Consider the following 25,307-nt stretch of genomic DNA (forward strand, 5'->3'; position numbering starts at 1 on the left):
TGTCTAACCATAAAATTTAATATAATATGAAAAAGATAAGCCTTATTACGCTAATATTAACCTTAGCAGTTTTTGTTGGATGTAAAGAAGATAAAAAGAAAATAGACACAGAAAAAACAATTGCTGAAACGTCTAAAAAAGTAAAACTAAATTTAGAACCTAAAAGCGGTAGTAATGTTTCTGGATCTGCTATTTTTACAGAAACTAATGGTGTTGTAGAGTTTACAGCCATGCTAAGCGGTTTAGAACCTGGTACGCATGCCATTCACATACACGAAAAAGCAGATTGCTCTTCTGACGACGGAAAAAGTACTGGTGGACATTGGAATCCTACAGGAACTTCTCACGGAAAATGGGGTAGCCCAGACGGTTTTCATAAAGGAGACATTGGTAATTTAACTGCTGACGAAAACGGAAAAGCAACTGTTACGTTAAAAACAGATTTATGGTGTGTAGGATGCCAAGATGACACCAAAAATGTAGTAGGAAAAGCTATTATCGTTCATTCTGGAGAAGATGATTTTACAACACAACCAACAGGAGCAGCTGGAGGAAGAATTAGTTGCGGAGGAATAATTAGATAACCAAAATAAATATAAAAACAAATGAGAAAAATTTCAATTTTACTATTAGCTATTACATTAAGTGTTTTTGTTAGTTGTAAAGAAGAAAAAAAAGAAACCACAACAACCGAAGACGTTAAAACAACTAAACAGTTTGTTGTAAAACCAGAAGCTACTTCTGTTAAATGGACTGCTTATAAAACAACAGACAAAGTTGGAGTTAATGGAGAGTTTACTACAGTAAAATTTGATAACAAATCTGGTGCAACTCCAGAAGAAGCATTAAATAACTTAAGCTTCTCTATTCCTGTAAGTAGCCTTTTTACTAATGATGCTACAAATACAAGAGATGCTAAAATTAAAAACTCATTTTTTGGATCAATGATAGATACAGATTTAATATCTGGAACATTAAAGTATAAAGATTCTAAATATGTAGCAAGCTTAACAATGAATGGTGTAACTCATGATTTACCTTTAGAAGTTGGTATAGAAGATGAAAGACGAGTAACGTTAAAAGGAACTATGGACTTAAATAACTGGAATGCAATAGAAGCCTTAAACGCACTTAATAAAGTTTGTTTTGACCTACATAAAGGTGCTGATGGAGTAAGTAAAACATGGGAAGATGTTGCTATTCAAATTGAAACTTATTTAAGAGAAAAATAAACTTAAATACAAATAGAAACTTAATTATAAAAAATCGCTCTCGGGCGATTTTTTATTTTATCATTTATCCTTATATTTAAAAAATAACTTCAAACCTTATATGCAATTAGAATACTTAGTATCTCAATTTCAAAAGAAAGACGAAAAAGCTTTTGAAAAACTCTATAATATGTACAGTCAAAGCATGCATGGAGTTATTTATAACATTGTTAGAGACAATGAAATAGCTGAAGAAGTCATGCAAGACGTTTTTATAAAAGCTTGGGAAAAAGCAGACAGTTACAACTCTAGTAAAGGTAGATTTTTTACTTGGCTTTTAAATATATCTCGCAACGCTGCAATAGACAAAACTAGATCTAAAGCTTTTAAAAAATCTAGCAAAAACCTTAACTCCGATTATTTCGTAGATATAATACACTCATCAGATAACTTAGGAAGTAAGACTGATGCTATTGGTATAAAAAAGTTTGTAGATAAACTAGCAGAAAAATGTGTTAAGATTATAGAGCTACTTTACTTTAAAGGTTATACCCAAAAAGAAGCTTCAGAAGAGCTAGATATGCCAATAGGCACAATAAAAACAAGAAATAGAAATTGTATCCAAGAACTAAGAGATTCAGTATTATAAAATGAATATTAACGAATACATACAATCTGGAATATTAGAACTTTATGTTGCAGGACAACTTTCTGAAAAAGAAAACAAGGAGGTTTATGACTTAATGCTTAAACATCCGGAAGTTTTACAGGAAGTATTACAAATAGAAGCTGCATTTATAAAACTATCTAATAGCATAGCTCCAGAGCAACCTGTTGCTTACAGCACTATTAAAGCACACTTAAGTAACAGAAACGATAAAATTGTACAGTTACCAAAAGAGAAAAATAGAAATTGGTTTACTTACACAGGTTGGGCAGCTGCAGTAATAGTTGGTGCTGGCTTATTGTGGACATTAAACCAAAAACAGCAATTAGAAACCGAGGTAACTACAATAAACACAGAAAAAGAATTTTTAGAAATTCAAATAGAAGACTCAAAATCTAAGTTAGCCGAAACTAAAAATCTGCTTAACGTAATAAGAGATAGAAACATTATTAAGGTACCTTTAGAAGGTCAAGCAGCTTATCCTGATGCCTATGCAACAGTTTATTGGGATGAAAATAATGATCAAATTTATTTAGACTTACAAGGTCTACCTGAACCTCCAGAAGGAAAAGTATACCAAGTTTGGTCTTTATTATTAGATCCGCTTACACCAACAAGTTTAGGTACAATAGACGATTTTATGCAGGATGATAATAAGATATTTAAGCTAGATAATGCCAACAAATCTCAAGCATTTGGTATTACCTTAGAGCCTGCTGGTGGTAGCCAATCACCTACATTAGAGCAATTATATACGTTAGGTGCCTTAGCCTCTAACTAATATTTAAATACATATAAAAAGAAAGCACTTCTTAAATGAAGTGCTTTTTTATTTTCTATTTTTTACTACCAATTTATATTCTTGAATAGAATAAAAAACCTCATCATTACTTATTTCAAAATTTAATTGTTTTAAGCTAATATTAAATACACATAGTTAACGTAATTATTTATAGCTACTTAAACAACATAGTTAAAAAAAAGAAATGCCTAAAAAGTATAAACTAATTAGACATTTCCTACAAACTAACAAAAAACAAACCTTACTTTTTCATAGCATTAACCTATTTGTTAGTTCTTTATATCAATTCCCTTAAATCGATAGCTAACATATTTACGTAATTATGAATAGCAAGGTTTTATTTTTTTATTCTTTTTTTAAAAAGAATAACTTAATGTTGTTCTAAAGTTAAATGGCGTACCTGGTGTAAAGTGAATTTCTTCAACAGGCGCAACTTCATTTTGTAATCTAGACTCGGTTAAAAACTGAGTTTCTTTCCAATCTGTATCAAATAAATTTTCAATAATAACACCTAATTTCCAGTGTTTATTAAAGCTATAGTTTAAGTTAAAATCGGTTACAAAATATCCTTCTGCTGCTATACTGTTATCTTCGTTTGCAGGTCTATCATCAATATATCTGTAGTTAATAGCTCCAGAAAACTTATGAAAATCTTTAACCGATAATCCACCAACTAAAGTAAAATCTGGCGCTAATGGTATATAATCTTCTCCATCTTCAGCTTCTAGACTTCTCGCTTTTGTAAACGTTGCATCTGTATTAAAATAGAAATAATCGTTTAACTGAAATCTTACACCTAAATCTAATCCGTAACGTTCAGATTCTCCACTTGGTTCTACAATTCCGGCGTCACCAACGTAAACAAATTCTTCTTCAGAAAACAAATACCATAATGTTGTATTAAGTACAATTTTTTGTGTTGGTTTCCAGATATTTCCAAAATCTACACCATACGCTTTTGGTAACGCTTTATCTACTTCGTTATTTAAAACAATTCTGGCGTCGTTAGAATGGAATCCTATTCCTGATTTTAAAAACCATTGTAAATTTTCGTTTTGATTAAATTGAAAATTAAGTTTAGGCAATACAGCTACTTCTGTATTGGTTTGTAAATCGTAAGTTTCACTTAACTTATTATTATATTGAAAGTTGAAATACTCTAACCTTAATCCTGGAGTGATGCTAAATTTTCCTAAGTCAATTTCGGCATTAACAAAAGCATTCATATTACGTTGATACACATCTCCTAATTGGATGTAATCTAAAGTTGTCTTTCTATTTAATGTGTGTGATAGCTCTATATCTTTAATATCGTCAAAACGTAATCCTAAACCAGCTGTATAATTTATATCAAAAGAATTATAATTTACAGCTTTGTTAAATTGCGTGTTTAATCCAAAAATATCACGATTTTCTTTTTGTTTAATTTGATCACCGTTAACAGGATCTTCTAAAAAGAAGGTAAAGTTTGAGTATAATTCAAAATTATATTTAGAGTAAAACACATTACTTTGCATAGCAATATCATTATCTAAAATGGTGCTAAACTGTACATTGGCATTGCTTCTACTTGTATATCCTCCTTCTGTATCATCTATAGCACCAAAGTTAGAAATGTTACCATTGTTAACTTCTCTAACAGGAATTTGACCTGATGCGTCCCATTTACTTGTAAAATGACTAACCGTTAATCCTAATTTTGAATTATCGTTTAAATACGCATTATACTTACCCATAAGGTTTAATCTGTCAAAATTTTGAGGTGACTCAAAAGGTCCATCTGTTTCAATATATTCTAATGCTATATATGCATTTTGAGATGCTTTGTTTTCTAAAAGATTAAACATACCTAAAGTACGTAAAGTGTTAAACTGTCCTGCTGTAAAGCTAATTGTACTGTTATCTAAGCTGCTTTTAGTTCTAAAATCTACAAAACCTGCAGTATTAAAATCTCCGTGATCTGAGTAATAAGGACCTTTACCAAAGTTAATTTTCTCAATAGTTTCTGGTATTAAGAAGTGTAAATCACTATAACCTTGTCCGTGTGCATGAGATACCATATTTACTGGCATACCATCTACACTTAAAGCTACATCTGTACCATGATCAATATCAAAACCACGTAAAAATAATTGTTCTGCTTTTCCGCCACCAGCATGTTGACCTATGATTAATCCTGGCACTTTTCTTAAAATTTCTTGAGAAGAATTAATCGGATTGGTTTCTAAATCTATTTGAACAATGCTACTTAAAACATCTGTTGGTTGTGATAACACCAACTCGTCTAACATAAACGCTTTTGGTTTTAAATCTATAACTAGATTAGCAATTAAATTATTTGTTAAGGTTACTTCTTGTTTTTCGTAACCTAAAAGTCCTATTAGTAATACGTCACCAACGTTAGTATTACTAATTTCAAATTGACCTAACTGATTTGAATGTGAATGACTTTTTGACGTTTGGTTGTAAATGTAAGCGTCTTCAACAGGTTGATTATTGCTTACAACTGATCCTTTAATTTGTGCTGATAAGGACATAGTTGTTCCTATCATTACAAATAGTAATAATAATTTTTTCATAAGATTAGTTGTTGGTAGTTTATAGTTGTGACACCTGTTTTGTGGTTACAGGTCCAAGCTCGTAACTACTAGCTAGTAGTTCTTTTTTTAAAGCTGCTACTTTGTCTGTTTTTCCGTTAGCTTTGTAGATTTTTGCCATGTGGTATTGTGCTTCTGGCTCAAAGGTTTTATTAGCTACAAAAGTATCAATAATTTCTAAAGCTTTTTCCTTTTTACCTGTGTTAAAATAGCTCCAAGCTAATAAATCGTAAGACATTGGTGTTGGTCTATTTTGTACTTCTATTTTAGCTAACTCTACAGCTTTTTCGCTATTAACATCCGCTAACAATTTAGAAGTATGCGCATTATACATATCTCCGTATTTAGGATTGTTTACACTATCTAAATAAATTTTGAAATACTTATTTTTTTGTACTGTATCACCTTCAAATTCAGCTAACTCTGCTTTAAACAAATAGTAATCTGGAGATTGATGCTGTTTTTCAATCTTTTCTAAGATTCTTTTAGCTTCTTCAGGATTATTTTCATGTGCGTAAGCAATCCAAGCTATTCCTTTTTTTGCGTAAGCATTATCTGGGTTTAATTGTAATGCTTTTAAATAATTATTATAAGAGTTTTCTATTTGACCATCATGACCATAAAAATCGGCTAGATTAGTATATGTCCATTGTTTAATTTCGTTTAATTGAGAAGATTCTGCTATAGTCTGTGCTTTTTCTAGATATTTAATTGCAGAAGCTAAGTCTCCTTTATAGTCACTCCATTTTGACAATCTAATTAAATACCCAAAATCACTTAAGTCTTTAACTTTAGTTAAATAGTCTTTTGCTTGTTCATAATTACCAAGTTCCATGTGCACATCAAAAAGCATTTTTTGTGTTCCTTCAAGGTTTTCTCCATTAATTTTAGCTTTTTCTAATACGTTTAAAGCTTCTTTAAATTTGTGTTGAGAAATGTAATTTCTTGCTAAGCTTCGTAAATAGCCTGCATTGTTGTATTTGGTAATTTTATTTACCTCTAAAAGATTTTCTTCAGCTTTTTTTAAGTAGTCTATATTTCCTGTAGCTGTAAACAACTTACTTTCTGCAGCTGCTAACTTAGCTAGATATGGATATTGGTTTGGAGTCTCTTTATATTTGTTTTTCCAGAAACTATAATCTTCTTCTATTTTACTTAATATCGTATTATCTGGATTAGTAATGTAGATTTCGTAATCTGATGTTTTAGTAATCTTACTGGGTTTTTCTTTACAACTACTTGCCAAGACAAATGCAAATAGTAATAAAATAATATTGGTTTTCATTGTTTTTGTTTTTTGTAGTTTGTTTGTTGTAATAAGTAGGTAAATTAAGGAGTACTTTGGGGAAATACTCCTTAATTAAAATAGTCTACCAAGGAGATGCTAAGTAAGGAAAAGACGTCAAAAACGGCTTATCATTTGCATCTACATGATCATCTGAAAGCGAAGGGTTTTCTGTACCATCTTCACCACCAAAGATAAGTAGTAGTTCTACTGAAATAACATCGTCTGCTAATGCACGACCTGTTAAAACGTTAGTTCCATCAAAGAAAGTAGTTGTACCATCTAGTGACACATTAAGTACATCTGTAGCTAATAACCCAGTAAATGTTGGCGCATCTAAGCCTAATGCATTTTGGTCTCCTGGATTTGCATATGCAGGACTTAAACCTGTTAAGTTAGTTTCGAACATAGATTGAAACGCTGCATTTTGATCTGTAGGAATAGTTGTGTTAAACATATCTTTAGAAGATGATGATACAAATACTGTATTTACTGCAGGTCTACCCATTTGATCGTTTTGAGCATACGTCCCTGAAAAATCTGGTTCTTGTTGCGTTGGTATTTGAGTAAAGTCATCGTCGTTAGAACAACTAACAGCAGCTAATGCAAATACTGCGATGCTAAAAATTTTATATATAGATTTCATAATTTTTAATTTAAAAGTTTAATTATTGTTTAGTTTTAGTTTCTACCCAAGTATTGATAGTTCCTGTACCGCCAATAGACGATTTTGGTACTTCAATAACAACAGACATTACATTTGTTCCTGCAAAAGTATCTGTACCTGGATCATTAAAACCTGAAGCATTTCCTGCAATAATTTCTCCGTATTGCGCAAAATCCATAAAGAAAGGATCGTCTCTTGGTCCTGCAAAAGCTTTAATGTTTCCGTTAGTTTCAACAATTGCATTGCTTCCGTAAGAAGTAATATCTACAACTGTTACATCTGCAGAAGTATTAATTATACTGTTTAACCCAGTTGAAGACGGTGCAAATGGTCCAAAAAAGTACATTTTTCCGTCTCTTGGTACTGCTTGTATTACTAAGTCTTCAACATTGTCTCCTGTGTTGTCAATATTAAATTCTATCATAACGTTTTCATCAAAAGCAGCACTTGCTGATGCTGATGGACTAAGTAACCCTTGCACATTTGCAGCAAATACTAAGTTGTCCGTGTCTTCGCCCTGAAAGGCATAAAAATCTGTGATATCACTTGTACCACCTGATACTGCAGGCGCATCAATATGGTCTGCAGATAAAAAGAAGTAGCCTGCAATTGCAAAAATGCTAACTCCTAATACTAGTTTTAAATTTTTCATAATGTCTGAGATTTTGTTAATTATTATTTTTGGTTCTCAACACTACCTACGCAATTATTTAACTTAAGGTTTTATTAAAATTTTGTTAAAGAAAATTTGAAGTGATAAAATCAGATTAAAAATATATCTTTACCATCTATTTATTTTAAGACATGAACCCATCGGCTACAGGTTGGATAAAAAAATTAATAAGAGACTTAAACCCTAATATAGTCTTAAAAAATACGAGTCTTGAAAACTATTACGAAGCGTTTAGACATTGCGGATTTATCTACGGAAGCAACGTAGATATTGTAGCTAACCTTATCAAAAATAACGATTACGAAAGTGAAGAACTTTGCAAAATTAACTTAGTAATTGCATTACTTATCATTCATATTAATAGTGAAAGTGAAAATGATTTTTACACAGATGTTGATGCATTTTACAATGCTTTAAACAAAAAAAGATCTTCGTTTTTAAATATATTTATTGGAAATAAAGATAAAGAGGATAGTGTTGAAAGGATTATTAATAAGCGTATACAAATTGATGACAATCTAATAGACAAAAGCTTTAACTACTTTGTAACCAACGCCTTACTTTTTATTGATATTATTGCTTTTAGAGTTTACTTACAAGACAAAAGTATTAGTGATGATTTTTTAAGAGATCATGAAATTATTATAGAAAGTATTGTTATTAATACACTAAACGCAAAAAAACATAAGTCAAATTATGATGAAAATTTAATTGATCTTTTTGAGCAATCTGCAAGATACGAACATGAAAAAGTATTAGACTACAATCTAGCAATAGCTAAAGTAGAAACCGAAATTTTTGCAAAATATTGTTTAGATATGGCTGCTATGGCAACTTGGACAGATGCTAAAATTGATAGTGATGAAGAACTTTTTTTATCTGATTTAGGTAAACAATTAAATTTAAGCAACCTGCATGTACACCAAGCATCTAGTAGCATAGCAAGTTTTTATAAAAAATTTAAAGAAGAAGTACCGCTTTTAGGATCAAAAAACATAGTAAAAACATTTTACGATAACTCTACAAGTTTTGTTTTAAAGTTAATTAAAAGAAACGGGAAACGTCTAACTAAAGAACTTAAAGAGAGTAAAGAGTTACTGCTATTATTATCTCAATCTACTATAAGAGACCTTTCTAAAGAAGAACAAAAAAAAGTACAAGACCAGTTATTAGATATTTTTAAATCTATACCAAGTCTTGCTATCTTTTTATTGCCTGGCGGCGCGTTATTACTACCAATTGTGGTTAAGTTTATACCTAAATTATTACCAAGTGCTTTTGATGATAACCGTATTGAAGAAGAAAAAAAGGAATAGTTAATCTAACCATTCCTTAAAATCTTTAACACGTTCTCTAGCTACAATTACATCATTTTCATTGTAAGAATTTAACTTAATTTGTAACCTGGAATTGGTATAACTTATAATGTCTTTAATAGCTTCTATGTTTACATAAAACTTACGATTTACTCTAAAAAACTGTGTTGGATCAATCTCTTCTTCTAAAGCTTCTAAAGTGTTTTCTAACAAATAGTTTCTATTATCTGTAGTATGTAAGTATGTGCCTTTATTTTCGCTGTAAAAACATTCTATTTCATCTGTATTTACAAGCTTTATGTGTTGTCCTACTTTTATAGAAAAACGTTTTTTATATACTCTGTCAATTGGATTGACTAATAGTTTTTTTATGTCTTCAAAATCTAAAGACATATTAGTTTTTTGTGGTAATCTTGACTTATATTTTTGTACTGCTTGTTCTAAATCTTCTGCGTCAATTGGTTTAAGTAAATAGTCAATACTGTTAAGCTTGAAGGCTTGTAATGCGTACTCATCATAAGCAGTTGTAAATATTATAGCAGAATTAATCTCTATGGTTTCAAAAATTTCAAACGATAAACCATCACTTAATTGTATGTCTAAGAATATTAAATCTGGATGTGTATTGTTATTAAACCAGTTAATAGACTCTTCTACAGAATGTAAAAGCGTTGTAGCTTCTACATTTAGCTTGGTTAGCATACGTTGCAATCGTCTTGCTGATGGTTTTTCGTCTTCTATAATTATAACTTTCATTTTTATTTTTTTATGAATGGTTGATTATTGGCAACAGAAGTAATAAACTGCTTACTGCTTACTGCTTACTGCTTACTGCTTACTGCTTACTGCTTACTGCTTACTGAAAAAGAACTATTCCCACATAGACTCTTCTTTATCCATAAACTCTTTAATTTTTCTTTGTTCCCAATCTTTACCAAAAAATACTCTAGGTCCAAAAACTCCTAGGAAATGAAAAAATAAACCTATTCCCCAAAATAATGGTGTTGATAACGTACCAAAATGCCATAAGGATCCGCCATTTAATACAATTGCTAAAATAATAAATATGTTTACTACGATGTATACCGCTAAATGCCAATAAAATCCTACTATTTTCTTTACTTTTTCTTTAGCTCTTTGGTAGGCTTCTTCTTTTAAAAATTCTTTTCTAGAAAAATTATCTTCGTAAGGTTGTATATCTGTATTTCTCATGATTTTTAATGTTTTTTTGTTATTAATTCCAACGTTTTTCTTGTTCTTCTTCTCTCATAAATTGGTCTATTTTTCTTTGTTCCCAGCTGCGTCCAAATTTGCCATTATTTACAAATACTCTAAAGGCTTGTGCTGTTAGTCCAAATCCCCAACCTATCATAGGAAACCAAAACCATTGAATTGTAAATGGTGTAAATTTGTACCAAATAAAATATAAACTTGGTATAATGATACAGTAAGCTACTAGGCTAAAATAAAACCCTTTTAGTTCTTCTACGTGTTGTCTTGCTCGTGCATAACTGTCAAGCATTTTTGATTGTGATAATTGTTGTTGTCTCATAACTGATACTTGTTTTGTAAGCATTGGTAATGCAACTGCAAAACTGTTTGCTTCTTGATTGATGATTACTTTTTTATTTGTTAATAATTGGTAGCGTTGTCTAATGTTTGCTAATCCAACACCACTACTCTTTTTCAATATTTTTTTGGATTGTAGATTATTTTCTACAACTAAATTTCCGTTGCTTTCAAATATTTTAATGTGTAAGGGTTTACTACTTGTTACTACATTATGTTTTACAGCATTTTCTAATAATAATTGTAGTGATAGTGGTACAACTTTACTTTCTGGATTTACTGCTTGTTCTGGTATTTCAAAAATTATACTATCTTCAAATCTGTTTTTTAATAAAGACATGTAGGTTTTTGCAAACTTTAGCTCTTCGTCTACTGTCACTAATTCTTTATTTTTCTGCTCTAATACATATCTATATACTTTTGATAAACTGGTTGTAAATTGCTGTGCTTTGTCTGGATTCTCTTCAATTAAACTGGTTAATACATTTAAGCTATTAAATAAAAAATGAGGATCTAATTGATTTTTTAAAGCATCAAACTTAGCACTTGCTGTTCCTGCAATTACTTTTTGCTCTTTTACCTTAGTTTCTTGTTTAGATTTTATATAGTAAACCGTATAAAATATAGCTGTTATGACTACAGATATAGTTAAAGACATCCAATAAAAAACTACTTTCTCATTTTGTAAAAACGATGTAGCGTCTTGGTTATACCCATAAACTATTATTAAAAATCTAAGTATAAAAATGGTTGCTAATGATATAAATACTGAAGACAATAAAGCAACTAAAAGACGATTAAGTTTAAATAAGTCTTGCTTATACTTATTCATCATGTACGTTACAAAATAAGCGTTGGCTAAGTATAATGACACTGCAAATAATTGATTATAAAAAAAATCTAAAGCTAAATCTTGGTTAAAATCTAATGTGTTACCATTAGCCAATATAAATATGCCTCTAATTAAAAAGACTAGAACACCAATTGAAAAGGCTTTAGCGGTTTCTTTTAAAAATTTAATCATCTTATTTTTTGTTAGTTTCTAAAGTTAATAAGCACTTATTTTTGCTATACAAATTAGTGTCTTGATATGGATTAAAGGTAGTAAAAATAGGTGTTTTATCTGCTTTTGCTACTAAAGGTTTGTCTAGACCTTTTACTTGTCCTGTTACAGCCATTACAATTATTAATACGAGTTTAAACATGGTTTGTGTTTTAATTACAAGGCAAATATCTATTAAGAGTTAAAGTTTTTAAAAAGTGAAATACCGAACTGTTATTTTTTTATGACGAATTGTAGCTGCGCAAAAAATAATTCTAATTTTGTGTAACATCTTCTTTATATAAACTACAAATAAGTACAACTAACTAAAAGATATTGGATAAACCATCAGAACATAATTTTGTAGAATTACTAGAAAAGCATCAAAATATTGTGCACAAAGTCTGTAGACTTTATACTAATAATTATGATGCACACAACGACTTATTTCAGGAGATTACCATACAACTATGGAAAGCCTTCCCGAAGTTTAGAGGCGATAGTAAATTTACAACTTGGATGTACAGAGTTGGTTTAAATACAGCAATTACATTGTATCGTAAATCTAAACGCCGTATAAAAACGCAAGAATTTGATGCTATACAATTTAAAATTAGTGCAGAAGAATATGACAGCACAGAAGAAGAACAATTAAAATTATTGTATCAAGCTGTACACCAATTAAATGACATTGAAAAAGCTCTAGTATTTTTATATCTAGAGGATAAAGATTACCGAGAAATTAGTGAGACCCTAGGAATTAGCGAAGTTAATGCCAGAGTGAAAATGAATAGAGTGAAAAAAAAGCTAAAAACCATTTTAAATCCGTAAAACATGGATGAATTAGAATTATTAAAGAAAGATTGGCAAAAAAACAATAACACTTTTGAAAAAAAATCAAGTAGTGATTTATATGCCATGTTACATAAAAAGTCGTCAAGTCTTGTAAAAAAGCTATTTTACATAAGTATTGCTGAGTTAATTTTCTTGATTAGTGTTAATGTATTACCTTTTGTTTTTTCAAAAAGTTACAGACAGCATTTTAATAAAGTATATAATGATAGCCTTCTTAATCAAAGCATTGAAGTTCTATCATACGTTGTAATAATTCTTTTTGTTATTTTACTCTTTAGATCTTATAAATCTATTACAGTCGTTGATGACACAAAAAAATTAATGAAAAGTATTTTAAGAACAAGAAAAATAGTAAAATACTATGTCTTATATAATCTAACTTTCATTGTTGTTTTAGTCCCTTACTTTATGTATAAAGCCATCAAAACAAACTCTAGTGAGATAGATTTAGAACATTTGACAAACTTTCAAATTTTTAAACTTATTGGAGGTATTTTTCTTTTTACGCTCTTATTTGCTGGTGTTGTTTGGTTTATCTATAATCTAATCTATGGTATTATCCTTAGACGATTAAATAGAAATTATAAAGAGCTTAAGAAAATGGAAGTTTAGTGTCTATATTTACTAATAAATATTACTATTCATTTAAGAATTCTCGTTGTTTATTAAGCTCTTCTTGTGCAAGTAATTCTTTCTCTGGGATTACTTTTAAAAATGAAGGATGTTGCTCTATAGCGTATTCTATTTTTTCAACAATATCTTGAATACTTTCATTCTCGTAATCAATTTTTAAAGGCTCTTTAATTTCAAAAGTTTGATAGACGTTTTTCTTTTTAATTCTTAGTCCTTTTTTATCAAAACTTCTTCTAAAACCATCAATTACAATAGGTACAACTACAGGTTTGTAGTGTTTTATAATATGGGCTGTTCCTTTTCTAATAGGCTTAAAAGGTGTTGTAGTTCCTTGAGGAAATGTAACAACCCAACCATCATCTAAAGCGCGTTTTATTGCAGAAATATCACTCATTTTTACTTGACGATTAACATCTTTTCCTTGACTACGCCAAGTACGCTCTATACTTATAGATCCCGTGTAAGCAAAAATCTTTGGTATTAAACCAGATTTCATAGTTTCTTTTGCAGCTACATAATACATGTTTAGCTTAGGATTCCATAAATAACCTACATTCTTAATATTATCTTGTCGGTTTGATAAAGCAGCATTAAATACATGAAACATGGCAATAACATCTGCAAAATACGTTTGGTGATTAGATATAAATAAAACGTTTGTATCTGGTAATTGTCTTATAATTTCAGAACCTTCAATTTGTAACTCATTAAAGCCTCTATAGCGTCTGTGTGTTAAAAGACCTAAGATTCTGATTAACCATTTTTTTACAAAAAGTATATGTCCGAAAGGATTTTTTTTAAGTAATCCCATATTGTGTTTAAGTTTTAAGGAGCTACAAATATAACAAATCAAAACACTTATAAAACCTGTTTTAATAAGTCTTTAACTTCGCTAAGCATCATTGCTGTTGCGCCCCAAACCAAATAATTACTTAAATTATAGGCAGGTACCTCAACATCAACACCATAACTGGTTTTTACTGTTTTTTGGGTTAAGTTACTATCACTTAACAAATCTTTTAAGTAAACTTCTATTAAATCTTCTACTTCTGTTTCTTGTTTGACAAATTTTGGAGTTTGCTCTGCAATACCTAAATAAGGCTGAACTACAAAGTTACTTGGCGGAATATAAACTTGCGTCATTTCTTTGTAAACCTTAATATAATCTGGTTTTACACCTACTTCTTCGTGAGTTTCTCTTAAAGCTGTTTGCATCAAATTTTGGTCAGAATGTTCTACTTTTCCACCAGGAAAACCAACTTGTGCCGAGTGTACACCTTTGTAAGTTTTTCTTAAAATTAAAATAAGTTTAGTTTGTAACTCTAAATCTGGATAAAACAATGCCATTACCGCACTTTGCCTAGCATGTTTCATCTTATCTTTTTGCTGTTGCAAAAGAGCTTCACGATAAGGTGGAGCCATTTTAAACTGAGATGTTTCGGCTGGTAGTGGTATATTTTTTATTTTTGACAATGCTATGGTAAAATCCTTAAAATTCATTTTAAAAATGCGCCTATTTCTTTTTTTTAGTCTTTGTCTTATTTTATTTAACTGTGAAGATAAGCAATCTAAGACTAAAACTAACTATAACAATGCTAAACAAGCTGCAGACACTGTAAAAACAGATACTAAAAAGGTAAAAAAAGATACGATTAAGAAAAAAGAATATCCTTACCTAACAGAAGAAAATGTTATGGACTTTTTCTTAGAATATGAAAAAGAAAACTTAGAAAATAAAGTACGCATTAAAACAAGCATGGGAGATATTGATATTTTATTGTTTGACGAAACCAAGTTTCATCGTGCTAACTTTATTTATCTAGCAAAAATTGGAGCTTTTGATAATACTCAGTTTCATCGTGTAGTTAAAAACTTTATCATCCAAGGTGGAAACACAGATGATATTAGAGTAGCCAGAAAACGACATAAAATAGGTCATTACTTATTACCTACAGATACTAAACGTGGTTTTACACATCATCGAGGTGTAATTTCTATGCCAAGTAGTGATATTGAAAACCCTCATAAATTAGCATCGCCTTATGAGTTTTTTATTACGCAGCAAGACGCCTTTCATCTAGATGGTGATTACACTATTTTTGGAAAAGTTGTTAAAGGAATGGATGTTGTTGATAAAATAAACGCTGTAAAAACAGACGAGTCTGATTGGCCTTTTGTTAATGTATATATTAAAACTGTTGAAGTTTTAGAATAAACAATGATACTAATCTTTGTAAAGACTTGGTAAGCTTACCTTAAATCTTACAGCTATTAACCTTACTATAATTACTACTAGACCAGAGATAACAAATACAAAGTTTGTAACTACAGGTAACTGGCTTATAGCAAAATAAGTAATACCGCCTAATATACATGCGGTTGCGTAGATTTCTTTTCTAAAAATTACTGGTATTTCGTTACATAGAATATCTCTAATTACTCCACCAAAACAAGCACTCATCGTACCCAAAAAAACACAAATTATTGGATGCAAATTTGCCGAAATTCCTTTTTCAATTCCAATTACAGTATACAAACCAATACCAATTGTGTCAAATAAAAACAAAGACTTGCGCAAGTAATCAATCTTATGTCTAAAAAGTACGGCAAATACTGTAGAGCCAAAAATAAAGTAGGCATAACTCATATCTTTCATCCAACTTACTGGTGTTTCGCCAATCAAAACATCTCTTAATGTTCCGCCACCAACTGCTGTTACAAACGCAATAATTAAAATACCAAATGCGTCCATACGTTTGTTAAGTGCTACAAGTACACCAGAAATTGCAAAAGCAATAGTTCCTAAAATATCTATGATGTAAAACATTGATTGAAATTGTTTTTAAAATTTAATAGTAAGAGATACTTCGACTGCGCTCAGCATAAGCGATTCATACACTTTTTTTTACTAAAAAAGTGGTTCTCAAAGATACTTCGACTGCGCTCAGCATAAGCGATTCACACACTTTTTTTTACTAAAAAAGTGGTTCTCAAAGATACTTCGACTACGCTCAGCATAAGCGATTCACACACTTTTTTTTACTAAAAAAGTGGTTCTCAAAGATACTTCGACTGTGCTCAGCATAAGCGATTCACACACTTTTTTTTTACTAAAAAAGTGGTTCTCTGCTTACATGTTTTGTGTGTAGTAATTATAATCTTTTATAACTGTGGAAATAAATTCCATATCATTACTTTCAACTTGGTGTCTAATTTCCATTACCTCAATTACTTTAGCTCTTAATTTAATTAATGTAGCGTAGTCTTTAGATTTTTTAGCAGCCAAATACGTCTCTTTGATAATACGTACATCATTATCTGACAACTTTATTACTGATGGATAAGTTGGTGTGTAATCTTCTTTAAGTTCTTCTAAAATAGTATGACTAATATTAACTTTATTTTTTAAAGCTATAACACCTGTTCCTGCTGTCATATCTCCTATTCTTTGGTTTTTATTACTAGTAACTACTGCTATTAACCCTATAATACCAGAAAACAAATTCAAATCTACTATTCTAAAAAACCATCTTACAATAAAGTCTGGAAAAGAAGCTTGATAGCCATCTATTTTAACTACTTTAATTTTTATTATTCGTTTTCCTGGTGTTTGTCCATCTAAAAGCGATTCAAAAATTAGAGAATAAAATATAGCTGGCAAATAAAAAAATACAACAACTGCACCTACAGACCACTGGTCCATATCTTTAGCCCAATCTTCAAAATTAAATGCTTTAAACATTAATTGATAAACAACAATAACATAAGCTATTTTTATAATCCAATCTATAAGATATGCGAGCAAACGTTCGCCAACACTAGCTGCGACAAAATTTATATTTACGTTTTGTGTAGTATTTATTGATATATTGACCATAAGCTAAGGTCAAATGTAAGCATTTTTTTAACGCATAAAAGTGGTTTTAATATAAAAAATATGTAGATTTGGTTGCTTTATGAGAGAAGTCGCTTTTATCAAAACCAACAAAGAAAAATGGCTAGAATTTGAACAAGCTATTTTTGGAAAACAACTAAAAAACCCAGACGAATTAGCCTCACTTTACACACAATTGGTTAATGACTTGTCATATGCACAAACGTATTACCCAAAAAGCAAAACAGTTTTATATCTTAATAATTTAGCAGCAAAAGCGTTTCAAAAAATCTATAAAACTAAACGACAAGACACTAATAGATTTGTATATTTTTGGAAGACTGAAGTACCATTAATAATGTATGAATACAGACGTTACGTGGCTTACGCTTTTTTAGTTTTTTTAAGTTTTGTAGCTATTGGTGCTCTATCTGCAGAGTTTGATGATGCTTTTATCAGATTAGTTCTTGGTGATCATTATGTTAATCTAACCCTAGAAAATATTGAAAAAGGAGATCCTGTTGCTATTTACAAAAGTGGTAGTAATTGGGGAAGCGCTTTTGGTATTACATTAAACAACCTTTATGTTGGTATAACCTCTTTTGTCTTTGGTATTTTTGGAGGTTTAGGCACAGGTTATATTTTAATGGAAAATGGCATTATGCTAGGCTCTTTTCAATATATGTTTGTAAAAGAAGATGTGTTTTGGGAAAGTGTTAGAGGTATCTGGATACATGGCGCTATGGAGATTTTTGCAATTGTTATAGAAGGTGCTGCTGGTTTTATTTTAGGCGCTAGTATTTTATTTCCTAAAACTTTCTCTAGGATGACATCTTTTAAAAGAGGTGTAAAAGTTGGAGTTAAAATTTTAATAAGCACATTTCCTTTTACTATTGCTGCTGGATTTTTAGAAGGTTATGTCACTAGATATTCTAACATAATGCCAAATTGGCTATCTATTGGTATCATATTTACAACGCTAAGTATAATTTCATTTTACTATTTAATATATCCGTTTATTGTTAACCGAAAAACAAAACTAAACTATGAAGCTTTATCAAAATAGAGACTTTAACTCGTTTTTTCAAGACACATTTACTTTTTTAAAAGAACACGGTAAACACTTCTTTACTTTCTTTTTTACTGTTAGTGGTGCACTTATTATTCTATTAGCTATTGCAAGTTATTATGTAACTAAAACTTATACAGAATCTTTTATGTATAGTTTTTCTACTTCTGGTAACCCATCTGCGTCAATAGACCAATTTGCTAATGAAAACTTTGGTGTTTTTGTGCTTACCTTTATAGGTGTTGTGATTTTATCTATTTTATTTTGGATAATTGTGTATGCCTTCACTCCTATTTACTTTAAACTTTTTGAAAAACATAATGGTCCCAATTTTGGTATGAAAGAAATTAAAGATAGCTACAAAGCCAATGCTGGTAAACTTATCATGTTTGTAATTTTAGGCTTTATTTTAGCTATACCTTTAGCTATTATCTTTGGTATAGTTGGTTTTATATTAGCAATAACTATTGTTGGTATACTTGCGCTACCGTTTTTAATAGGTATTTTTAGTAGTCTTTACCATATGACGCTTTTAGAGCAATTAGACAATAAACGTAATTTTTGGGATAGCTTTGGTTATGCATGGCAATTAATTAGAAGTAAATTTTGGCATGCTGTAGGTTGCATTGGTATTTTTTATTTAATGGCTTACGTTGTACAGATGGGTGTTGGTCTAATTCAGGGTATTGTACAAGGTGTACAAAGTATAACCGTTATACAAGAACCTGTAACTATAGATGAGATGCCTGTTGGCAGTTTAATTTTAGCTATAGTTATTTCTGTAATTGCATTTATTATTAGTACAACTTTACAAACCATTATACAAGTTAACCAAAGTATTGTGTATTACGGTTTAAAAGAAACTAGCGAAAACGTAAATACTAAAAGTGTTATTGACGAAATAGGATCTGGTGAGTAAATTACTTAAACTACATATTATCCTTTTTTTATTAGCTTTTGGTACTGCTAATGCGCTTCAAAAACACTCGCAAGAAGTCTATGAAGACTATGAGTATTTAGAAGCAATAGATTCTGTAACAACAGATAATGCAAACGTCCTACCAAAACAATTTGATAACTTATCTGAAAAATATACCGGAGACGATTTTATTTACCAACGCAGTAAAGCTAGTTCTGGTTGGTGGACACGTTTTAAAAAAGCGGTTTCAGATTTTCTAAAAAGTCTATTTAACATTCAAAACGCTGGTCAAGCTTCTAGAGCAACAGACATAGCTCTAAAAATTGCTGGTGTTATCATTTTCTTATTGGTTATTTATTTCATCTTTAAAGCTATTGTAAATAAAGAAGGCACATGGGTTTTTGGCAAATCTTCAGATAAAAAAATTATTCCTGTAACAGATCTAGAAAACAATATTCATCAAACAAATTTTAAAGCTTTAATAAGCGAAGCCGAAAGTAATAACAATTACAGGCTAGCCATTAGATATTACTATTTGTGGCTTTTAAAAGGCTTATCAGAAAAAGAAATTATAGACTACGATCCAGAAAAAACAAACAGCGACTATCAATACGAAATAAAAACACCAGAAATCTCAGAACAATTTGCCTACACATCCTATTTGTACAATTACATTTGGTATGGCGAGTTTAATGTAGATCAAACTCAATTTGATAAAGCCAAACGTGCTTTTACTAACTTTTTAAACTCAGTAAAAGCATGAACAGAACTATAAAAATTTATGTAGGATTACTAATCCTTTTTTTAGGCTTAATTGCTTTTATTGAGCTTACTAAAGAACGACCTATAAATTGGAAACCAACTTATAATGAAAGACATAAAATACCTTTTGGAACTTATATTTTTCATGAAGAATTAGAAAGCGTTTTTTCTGATAAAGAATTTACAGACGTAAGAAAAACACCTTACGAGTTTTTTGATGAATATTACGATTGGGAAGAAGATGAATACACCACTACAGGTAATTTTATACACATTGCCCAATACTCAGAAATGGACGATATTTCTGCACAAGAACTTCTAGATTTTGTATCCTACGGTAATACAGTTTTAATGTCTAGCAATTACTTTCCTAAACGATTAAAAGACTCTTTAGGATTTAATACTACTAATGAATATGATTTAAAAGGTAATAGCTATTTTACATTAACCAATCCAAGGTTTAAAACAGATAGCATCACCATAGATAGAGGTATTAACAACTTTCATTTTTCAAAACTTGATAAAGATCTTACAACTGTTTTAGGACATCAAACGTTTGACAGTATTGCGTTTCCTAACTTTATAAAAGTAAAACATTATGATGGACAGTTTTTACTTCATTTACAACCTATAGCATTCACAAATTATAGTTTATTAAAGAAAAACAATAAAAAATATACCGAAGCTGTTTTAGGATATCTGCCAGAAGACAATATTTATTACAACTCATTAAATAAAGCTAACACTAACGTTAGCGGTTCTAAACTTAGGTTTATATTAAGTCAAGATGCACTACGTTATGCTTGGTATTTAGGATTAATTAGTTTGTTTTTGTTCTTAATTTTTAACGCAAAACGAAGACAACGCATTGTTAAAGAAATTAAACCTCACGAAAATACAACCGTAGCATTTACAAAAACCATTGGTAATTTATATTACGAAACTAAAGATCATAATAATTTAGTTGAAAAGAAAATAACCTACTTTTTAGAATATTTAAGACGTGTTTACTTTTTAGACACTCAAGTTTTAGACGAACGTTTTACTAAGCTACTGATCCAGAAATCAGGAAAAGACAAAGAACAAATACAACAGCTAGTTAAATCTATAGTACATTTAAAAGCAAAACCACAATGTACAGAAGCAGATTTAATCCATTTAAATAAGCAAATAGAAGATTTTTACACCGCATAAATTATGGAAGAATTTAATAACGAAGACAAAAAAAATCACATTCCGTCAGATGCTGAAAACACAGAAAATTCGGCACCAAAAAATGATGTAACTTCAGATAATGTTACACCAGAAGCAAGTGACGATAATGTAAACTTTACAAACCGTATTGACTTAACCGAACTGCAACAAGGTGTTGCACAAATAAAGTCAGAAATTAGTAAAGTAATCGTTGGTCAAAAAGGAATGATTGATATGTTAATTGCAGCTATTTTAGCCAACGGTCATGCCTTGATAGAAGGTGTTCCTGGTGTTGCAAAAACAATATCGGCACGTTTATTAGCCAAATCTTTAGCAATAGATTTTAGTCGTATTCAATTTACGCCCGATTTAATGCCTAGTGATATTTTAGGAACTTCGGTTTTTGATATGAAAAAATCTGAATTTGAATTTAAACAAGGTCCTATTTTTTCTAACATGGTTTTAATTGACGAGATTAACCGTGCACCAGCAAAAACTCAAGCTGCGTTGTTTGAAGTTATGGAAGAACGCCAAATAACTATAGACGGTAATAAATATCAAATGAGTTTACCTTTTATTGTTTTAGCTACTCAAAACCCTGTAGAGCAAGAAGGGACGTATCGTTTACCAGAAGCACAATTAGACCGTTTTCTTTTTAAAATAGATATTGATTACCCTAATTTAGAAGAAGAAATAGAAATCTTAAATCGAGAACACGACTTAAAAGGGAATAAAAAAATTAATCAAATCACAACTTATTTAAGTCAAGAAAAAATTAAAGAATTTCAAGGTTTAGTCAATCAGATTATTATCGAAAGTCATTTAATAAAATACATCGCAGACATCATAGTAAACACGCGTAACAATCCATTTTTATATTTAGGTGCATCACCAAGAGCTTCTATAGCTATTTTAAAATCTAGTAAAGCTTTTGCAGCAATGAATGGACGCGATTTTGTAACGCCAGAAGACATTAAACAAGCAGCAATACCAGTCTTACAACATCGTGTTATTGTAACACCAGAACGCGAAATGGAAGGTGTAACAAGCAAACAAATTATAAAGCAAATTATTGAAGCTGTAGAAATACCGAGGTAATTGATATGTTTAAAAATCCATTTTCATTTCAAGGTAGAATTAGAAGAACTGAATTTATAATAAGCATTATTATTTGTAAAGTTTTTGGGTTAACATTTAACATAATCCAAAACATTTATTTCTATAAAATTCCACAGATTCTTGGGTTGATTATAGTAACTCCTTTATTCTGGTTTCTGTTTGCTCAAGGTGCTAAAAGATGTCATGATAGAGGTAATAATGGTTGGTATCAATTTATACCATTTTACATTTTTGTAATGTTGTTAGGAAATAGTGAATGTGGAGTAAATCAATTTGGACCAAATCCAAAAAATTTAATTAAACAAAATAGATAAACAATAATTAGAATACCTCATTGAAGAATAATTAGATGAAACTCATAAAACCATTTTACATACAAAACCGTTTTTTCTATGCATGCATTGCCATAATGATATTGTATGTGGTTAGTTTTTTGTTTCCAAGATTACTAAATATTGTTTCTTTTTTGCTTTTAGGTTTAATCGCATTAACATTATTAGATACGTTGCTATTATTTTCAGCTAAAAAAGGGATTTTAGCCTCAAGAATTTTACCCGAAAAACTTTCAAACGGAGATCAAAATTCTATTCAACTTGAGATTGAAAACTTTTATACATTTCCTATATATACAAATATCATTGACGAAATTCCTGAACAATTTCAAGTAAGAGATTTTAATATTGAAAGAAAGCTAAACGCAACATCTTCATCTAAATTAGAATATCAATTACGTCCCGTAGAACGTGGCGAATATCACTTTGGCAAACTAAATATATACGCAAAATCGGTATTTGGCTTAGTCGCAAGACGTTTTACTTTTAACGATAATGCAATGGTACCTAACTACCCAAGTTTTATTCAATTAAAAAAATACGACTTGATGGCTTTTAGTAATAATTTGTTGCAATACGGTATCAAAAAAGTGCGTAGACTTGGTCACACAATGGAGTTTGAACAAATTAAAGACTACGTTTTAGGTGACGATTTGCGTACCATTAACTGGAAAGCTACCGCAAAACGAAATGCGTTAATGGTTAATCAATTTCAAGATGAAAAATCGCAACCAGTATATTCTGTTATAGATAAAGGTCGTGTTATGAAAATGCCTTTTAACCAATTGACCCTTTTGGATTATGCTATAAATGCATCTTTAGTGATTAGCAATGTAGCATTAAAAAAGCAAGACAAAGCAGGTATTTTCACCTTTTCTAAACGTGTTGAAAATCGTGTAGTTGCAGAAAGAAGAACATCTCAAATGAATTTAATTCTTGAAGGCTTATACAATGTTAACACCGATTTTTTTGAGAGTGACTTTGGCAGATTATATGCAGATATAAAAAGAAATATTACCCACAGAAGTTTAATATTACTCTATACAAACTTCGAAACATTAGACAGTTTACATAGACAATTACCATATTTAAAAGGTATTGCAAAAAACCATTTACTAGTTGTTATTTTCTTTGAAAATACAGAGCTAGATAAATTTATCAAAGCACCTGCCGAAACGATACAGCAAACTTATGATAAGGTAATTGCAGAAAAATTTGCTTTTGAAAAACGCCTAATCGTTAACGAACTTAAAAAGTATGGTATTTACTCTATTTTAACTACTCCAGAAAACCTTACATTAGATACTATTAATAAGTATTTAGAAATTAAAGCACGTGGTTTATTGTAAGCTAATCGCCAAACTTTACCTGTTATCTATTTATTTTTAATATTCTGTTTTTTTAGTTTATATTGGCTTTGCTATTAATCAATTTACTAAAAACATGAAACACTTAGTTTTATTACTAACTGTAATTCTTTCCCTATCCTTTACATTAACAACTTTTGCTCAAGATAATTATTCTCCTTGGACAGCAAGTTTAAGCACAAACGCAGTAAATAATCCTGTAAGAAAATTACCCGGTGAAGAAGGAAAATTTCAAACATGGAATATGGATCCTGCAGGTTTTAAATTAGCTTTAGCTAGACATTTAAAGAATAAAATATCTTTTGAAGCACTTGTGTCACTAAATAGCATAAAACAAGAACATACCAACAGAGACGAAAAATTTCCGTACATATCTATTGACGGTATGTTTAAATACAAACTAATCAATAATATTACTTTTAATCCATACGTAAGTCTTGGTGGCGGATATACTTGGTTAGACGAAATTGGCGCAGGAACAGTAAACGGAGCTGTAGGTATAGATTTTTGGTTGACATACAATTTTGGCTTTACAGCACAAAGTGCCTACAAGCATTCTTTTGAAGATTATGGTTTAAGTCATTATCAACATTCTGCAGGAATAATTTTCAAATTTGGAGGTGCAGACAATGATAATGATGGTATTTTTAATCAAGAGGACGAATGCCCTGACACATTTGGATTAGCAAAATTTAATGGATGTCCCGACACCGATAAAGATGGAATACCTGATAAAGAAGACAACTGTCCAGATACACCAGGAACCAATAACGGTTGTCCAGATCAAGATAACGATGGTGTTGCAGACCTTTATGATAGATGTCCTACAATAGCAGGAGATATTAGCAACAAAGGTTGTCCATTACCAGATTATGATAAAGATGGTGTACCAGATAAATATGATAAATGTCCTAAACTACAAGGAACAGAAAATGGTTGTCCTAAAAAAGAGATAAAAAATGCTTACAGTAAAGAAGAGCTTAAAAACCTAAAACCTATTGTAATTTATTTTGAATTAAGTAAAGCAGAAATTAGACCTTCAGAAATTAAAAAACTTGAGAATATTGCTCAACTTATATCAAAAGGAAAATTTAAAAAATATTTAATTTCTGGACATACAGATAATACAGCAACAGAAGAAACCAATCTTAAACTATCTTTTGAAAGAGCTAATACAGTAAAAAATTACTTATTAAATAAAGGTATTAACGCAGAAAGTTTAATAGTTAAAGGTTTTGGAGAACAATATCCTGTAGACACAAGTAATACAGAAGAAGGTAGAGTAAAAAATAGACGTGTAGAGGTAATTCCTGTAGAATAAACAATTCGTCATAAAAAATCTACAGTTCGGTGA

The 25,307-nt window shown here is 30.2% G+C and carries 28 protein-coding genes; 16 read left to right on the forward strand and 12 right to left on the reverse strand.

Translation table 11 applies throughout. The features are described from left to right. The first annotated feature begins 26 nt into the window (after positions 1–26). From WA340_RS12405 to WA340_RS12420, 4 genes are all read left to right on the forward strand, one after another. Complete coding sequence (locus WA340_RS12405) at positions 27–584, forward strand: superoxide dismutase family protein (protein WP_336129310.1); 558 nt, start codon at positions 27–29, stop codon at positions 582–584. A gap of 21 nt (positions 585–605) precedes the next feature. Continuing rightward, positions 606–1,232, forward strand: a complete 627-nt coding sequence (locus WA340_RS12410) for a YceI family protein (protein ID WP_027878606.1) — start codon at positions 606–608, stop codon at positions 1,230–1,232. A gap of 100 nt (positions 1,233–1,332) precedes the next feature. Then, positions 1,333–1,860 carry an RNA polymerase sigma factor gene (locus WA340_RS12415; protein ID WP_027878605.1) on the forward strand — a complete coding sequence of 176 codons (528 nt, stop codon included), beginning with the start codon at positions 1,333–1,335 and terminating at the stop codon, positions 1,858–1,860. Between the two features lies 1 nt (position 1,861). Beyond that, positions 1,862–2,659: an anti-sigma factor gene (locus WA340_RS12420; RefSeq protein ID WP_336129311.1), complete on the forward strand. Its 798-nt coding sequence runs from the start codon at positions 1,862–1,864 to the stop codon at positions 2,657–2,659. 377 nt (positions 2,660–3,036) lie between these two features. On the opposite strand, the gene WA340_RS12425 is transcribed toward WA340_RS12420, so the two are convergent. From WA340_RS12425 to WA340_RS12440, 4 genes are all read right to left on the reverse strand, one after another. Further along, on the reverse strand, positions 3,037–5,259 hold the full coding sequence (locus WA340_RS12425; RefSeq protein ID WP_336129312.1) for a TonB-dependent receptor: 2,223 nt from the start codon (positions 5,257–5,259) through the stop codon (positions 3,037–3,039). Between the two features lie 19 nt (positions 5,260–5,278). After that, the gene (locus tag WA340_RS12430; protein ID WP_336129313.1) at positions 5,279–6,562 is read right to left on the reverse strand and encodes a tetratricopeptide repeat protein; all 1,284 of its coding nucleotides are present in this window, start codon (positions 6,560–6,562) and stop codon (positions 5,279–5,281) included. 85 nt (positions 6,563–6,647) lie between these two features. After that, positions 6,648–7,208, reverse strand: a complete 561-nt coding sequence (locus tag WA340_RS12435; RefSeq protein WP_027878601.1) for a DUF4331 family protein — start codon at positions 7,206–7,208, stop codon at positions 6,648–6,650. A gap of 22 nt (positions 7,209–7,230) precedes the next feature. Beyond that, positions 7,231–7,881 (reverse strand): DUF4331 family protein, encoded by a 651-nt coding sequence (locus WA340_RS12440; protein ID WP_336129314.1) that lies wholly within the window; start codon positions 7,879–7,881, stop codon positions 7,231–7,233. A 152-nt stretch (positions 7,882–8,033) separates the two neighbouring features. Between WA340_RS12440 and WA340_RS12445 the strand changes: the two genes are divergently transcribed. Continuing rightward, on the forward strand, positions 8,034–9,218 hold the full coding sequence (locus WA340_RS12445) for an LETM1-related biofilm-associated protein (RefSeq protein WP_336129315.1): 1,185 nt from the start codon (positions 8,034–8,036) through the stop codon (positions 9,216–9,218). On the opposite strand, the gene WA340_RS12450 is transcribed toward WA340_RS12445, so the two are convergent. The 4 genes from WA340_RS12450 to WA340_RS12465 all read right to left on the reverse strand — a co-directional run bounded on the left by WA340_RS12450 (position 9,219) and on the right by WA340_RS12465 (position 11,992). Next, entirely contained in the window at positions 9,219–9,974 is a 756-nt protein-coding gene (locus WA340_RS12450) for a LytR/AlgR family response regulator transcription factor (RefSeq protein WP_336129316.1), read from the reverse strand. It lies immediately after the preceding gene. A 114-nt stretch (positions 9,975–10,088) separates the two neighbouring features. Further along, entirely contained in the window at positions 10,089–10,430 is a 342-nt protein-coding gene (locus WA340_RS12455) for a 2TM domain-containing protein (RefSeq protein ID WP_027878597.1), read from the reverse strand. Positions 10,431–10,452: 22 nt separating this feature from the next. Continuing rightward, positions 10,453–11,811 (reverse strand): histidine kinase, encoded by a 1,359-nt coding sequence (locus WA340_RS12460; RefSeq protein ID WP_336129317.1) that lies wholly within the window; start codon positions 11,809–11,811, stop codon positions 10,453–10,455. A 1-nt stretch (position 11,812) separates the two neighbouring features. After that, positions 11,813–11,992, reverse strand: coding sequence for a hypothetical protein (locus tag WA340_RS12465; RefSeq protein WP_336129318.1), 180 nt, complete (start codon positions 11,990–11,992; stop codon positions 11,813–11,815). A 173-nt stretch (positions 11,993–12,165) separates the two neighbouring features. Between WA340_RS12465 and WA340_RS12470 the strand changes: the two genes are divergently transcribed. Continuing rightward, on the forward strand, positions 12,166–12,660 hold the full coding sequence (locus WA340_RS12470) for an RNA polymerase sigma factor (protein ID WP_336129319.1): 495 nt from the start codon (positions 12,166–12,168) through the stop codon (positions 12,658–12,660). Between the two features lie 3 nt (positions 12,661–12,663). After that, positions 12,664–13,296 carry a hypothetical protein gene (locus WA340_RS12475; protein ID WP_336129320.1) on the forward strand — a complete coding sequence of 211 codons (633 nt, stop codon included), beginning with the start codon at positions 12,664–12,666 and terminating at the stop codon, positions 13,294–13,296. Positions 13,297–13,321: 25 nt separating this feature from the next. On the opposite strand, the gene WA340_RS12480 is transcribed toward WA340_RS12475, so the two are convergent. Further along, positions 13,322–14,128, reverse strand: a complete 807-nt coding sequence (locus tag WA340_RS12480) for a lysophospholipid acyltransferase family protein (protein WP_027878592.1) — start codon at positions 14,126–14,128, stop codon at positions 13,322–13,324. Between the two features lie 47 nt (positions 14,129–14,175). Beyond that, entirely contained in the window at positions 14,176–14,817 is a 642-nt protein-coding gene (locus WA340_RS12485) for an NUDIX hydrolase (RefSeq protein ID WP_336129321.1), read from the reverse strand. Positions 14,818–14,824: 7 nt separating this feature from the next. Here WA340_RS12485 and WA340_RS12490 point away from each other — a divergent pair, with 7 nt between their 5' ends. Beyond that, positions 14,825–15,532 carry a peptidylprolyl isomerase gene (locus WA340_RS12490; protein ID WP_336129322.1) on the forward strand — a complete coding sequence of 236 codons (708 nt, stop codon included), beginning with the start codon at positions 14,825–14,827 and terminating at the stop codon, positions 15,530–15,532. Positions 15,533–15,541: 9 nt separating this feature from the next. Here the strand turns inward: WA340_RS12490 and WA340_RS12495 are convergent, their stop codons facing one another. Both WA340_RS12495 and WA340_RS12500 read right to left on the reverse strand, forming a co-directional pair. Beyond that, positions 15,542–16,144, reverse strand: a complete 603-nt coding sequence (locus WA340_RS12495; RefSeq protein ID WP_336129323.1) for a trimeric intracellular cation channel family protein — start codon at positions 16,142–16,144, stop codon at positions 15,542–15,544. A 303-nt stretch (positions 16,145–16,447) separates the two neighbouring features. Next, complete coding sequence (locus tag WA340_RS12500; RefSeq protein WP_336129324.1) at positions 16,448–17,194, reverse strand: RDD family protein; 747 nt, start codon at positions 17,192–17,194, stop codon at positions 16,448–16,450. Between the two features lie 79 nt (positions 17,195–17,273). Here WA340_RS12500 and WA340_RS12505 point away from each other — a divergent pair, with 79 nt between their 5' ends. The 8 genes from WA340_RS12505 to WA340_RS12540 all read left to right on the forward strand — a co-directional run bounded on the left by WA340_RS12505 (position 17,274) and on the right by WA340_RS12540 (position 25,274). Next, positions 17,274–18,257 (forward strand): stage II sporulation protein M, encoded by a 984-nt coding sequence (locus tag WA340_RS12505; protein WP_336129325.1) that lies wholly within the window; start codon positions 17,274–17,276, stop codon positions 18,255–18,257. Further along, the gene (locus tag WA340_RS12510) at positions 18,238–19,179 is read left to right on the forward strand and encodes a hypothetical protein (protein WP_336129326.1); all 942 of its coding nucleotides are present in this window, start codon (positions 18,238–18,240) and stop codon (positions 19,177–19,179) included. The genes WA340_RS12505 and WA340_RS12510 overlap by 20 nt, the downstream gene beginning before the upstream one ends. Next, the gene (locus WA340_RS12515) at positions 19,172–19,942 is read left to right on the forward strand and encodes a DUF4129 domain-containing protein (protein ID WP_336129327.1); all 771 of its coding nucleotides are present in this window, start codon (positions 19,172–19,174) and stop codon (positions 19,940–19,942) included. Before WA340_RS12510 ends, WA340_RS12515 begins: the two co-directional genes overlap by 8 nt. Beyond that, positions 19,939–21,135, forward strand: a complete 1,197-nt coding sequence (locus WA340_RS12520; protein ID WP_336129328.1) for a DUF4350 domain-containing protein — start codon at positions 19,939–19,941, stop codon at positions 21,133–21,135. Before WA340_RS12515 ends, WA340_RS12520 begins: the two co-directional genes overlap by 4 nt. Positions 21,136–21,138: 3 nt before the next feature. After that, a complete protein-coding gene (locus WA340_RS12525) occupies positions 21,139–22,233 on the forward strand; it encodes an AAA family ATPase (RefSeq protein WP_336129329.1) in 1,095 nt (364 codons plus the stop codon). A 5-nt stretch (positions 22,234–22,238) separates the two neighbouring features. Beyond that, positions 22,239–22,568, forward strand: coding sequence for a DUF805 domain-containing protein (locus WA340_RS12530; protein ID WP_336129330.1), 330 nt, complete (start codon positions 22,239–22,241; stop codon positions 22,566–22,568). A gap of 35 nt (positions 22,569–22,603) precedes the next feature. After that, positions 22,604–23,935: a DUF58 domain-containing protein gene (locus WA340_RS12535; RefSeq protein ID WP_336129331.1), complete on the forward strand. Its 1,332-nt coding sequence runs from the start codon at positions 22,604–22,606 to the stop codon at positions 23,933–23,935. Positions 23,936–24,029: 94 nt separating this feature from the next. Beyond that, positions 24,030–25,274 (forward strand): OmpA family protein, encoded by a 1,245-nt coding sequence (locus WA340_RS12540; RefSeq protein WP_336129332.1) that lies wholly within the window; start codon positions 24,030–24,032, stop codon positions 25,272–25,274. Positions 25,275–25,307 lie beyond the last annotated feature (33 nt).

It is taken from the genome of Mesoflavibacter sp. CH_XMU1422-2 (assembly GCF_037029245.1).
In the GTDB taxonomy this organism is placed as follows: Bacteria; Bacteroidota; Bacteroidia; order Flavobacteriales; family Flavobacteriaceae; genus Mesoflavibacter; species Mesoflavibacter zeaxanthinifaciens.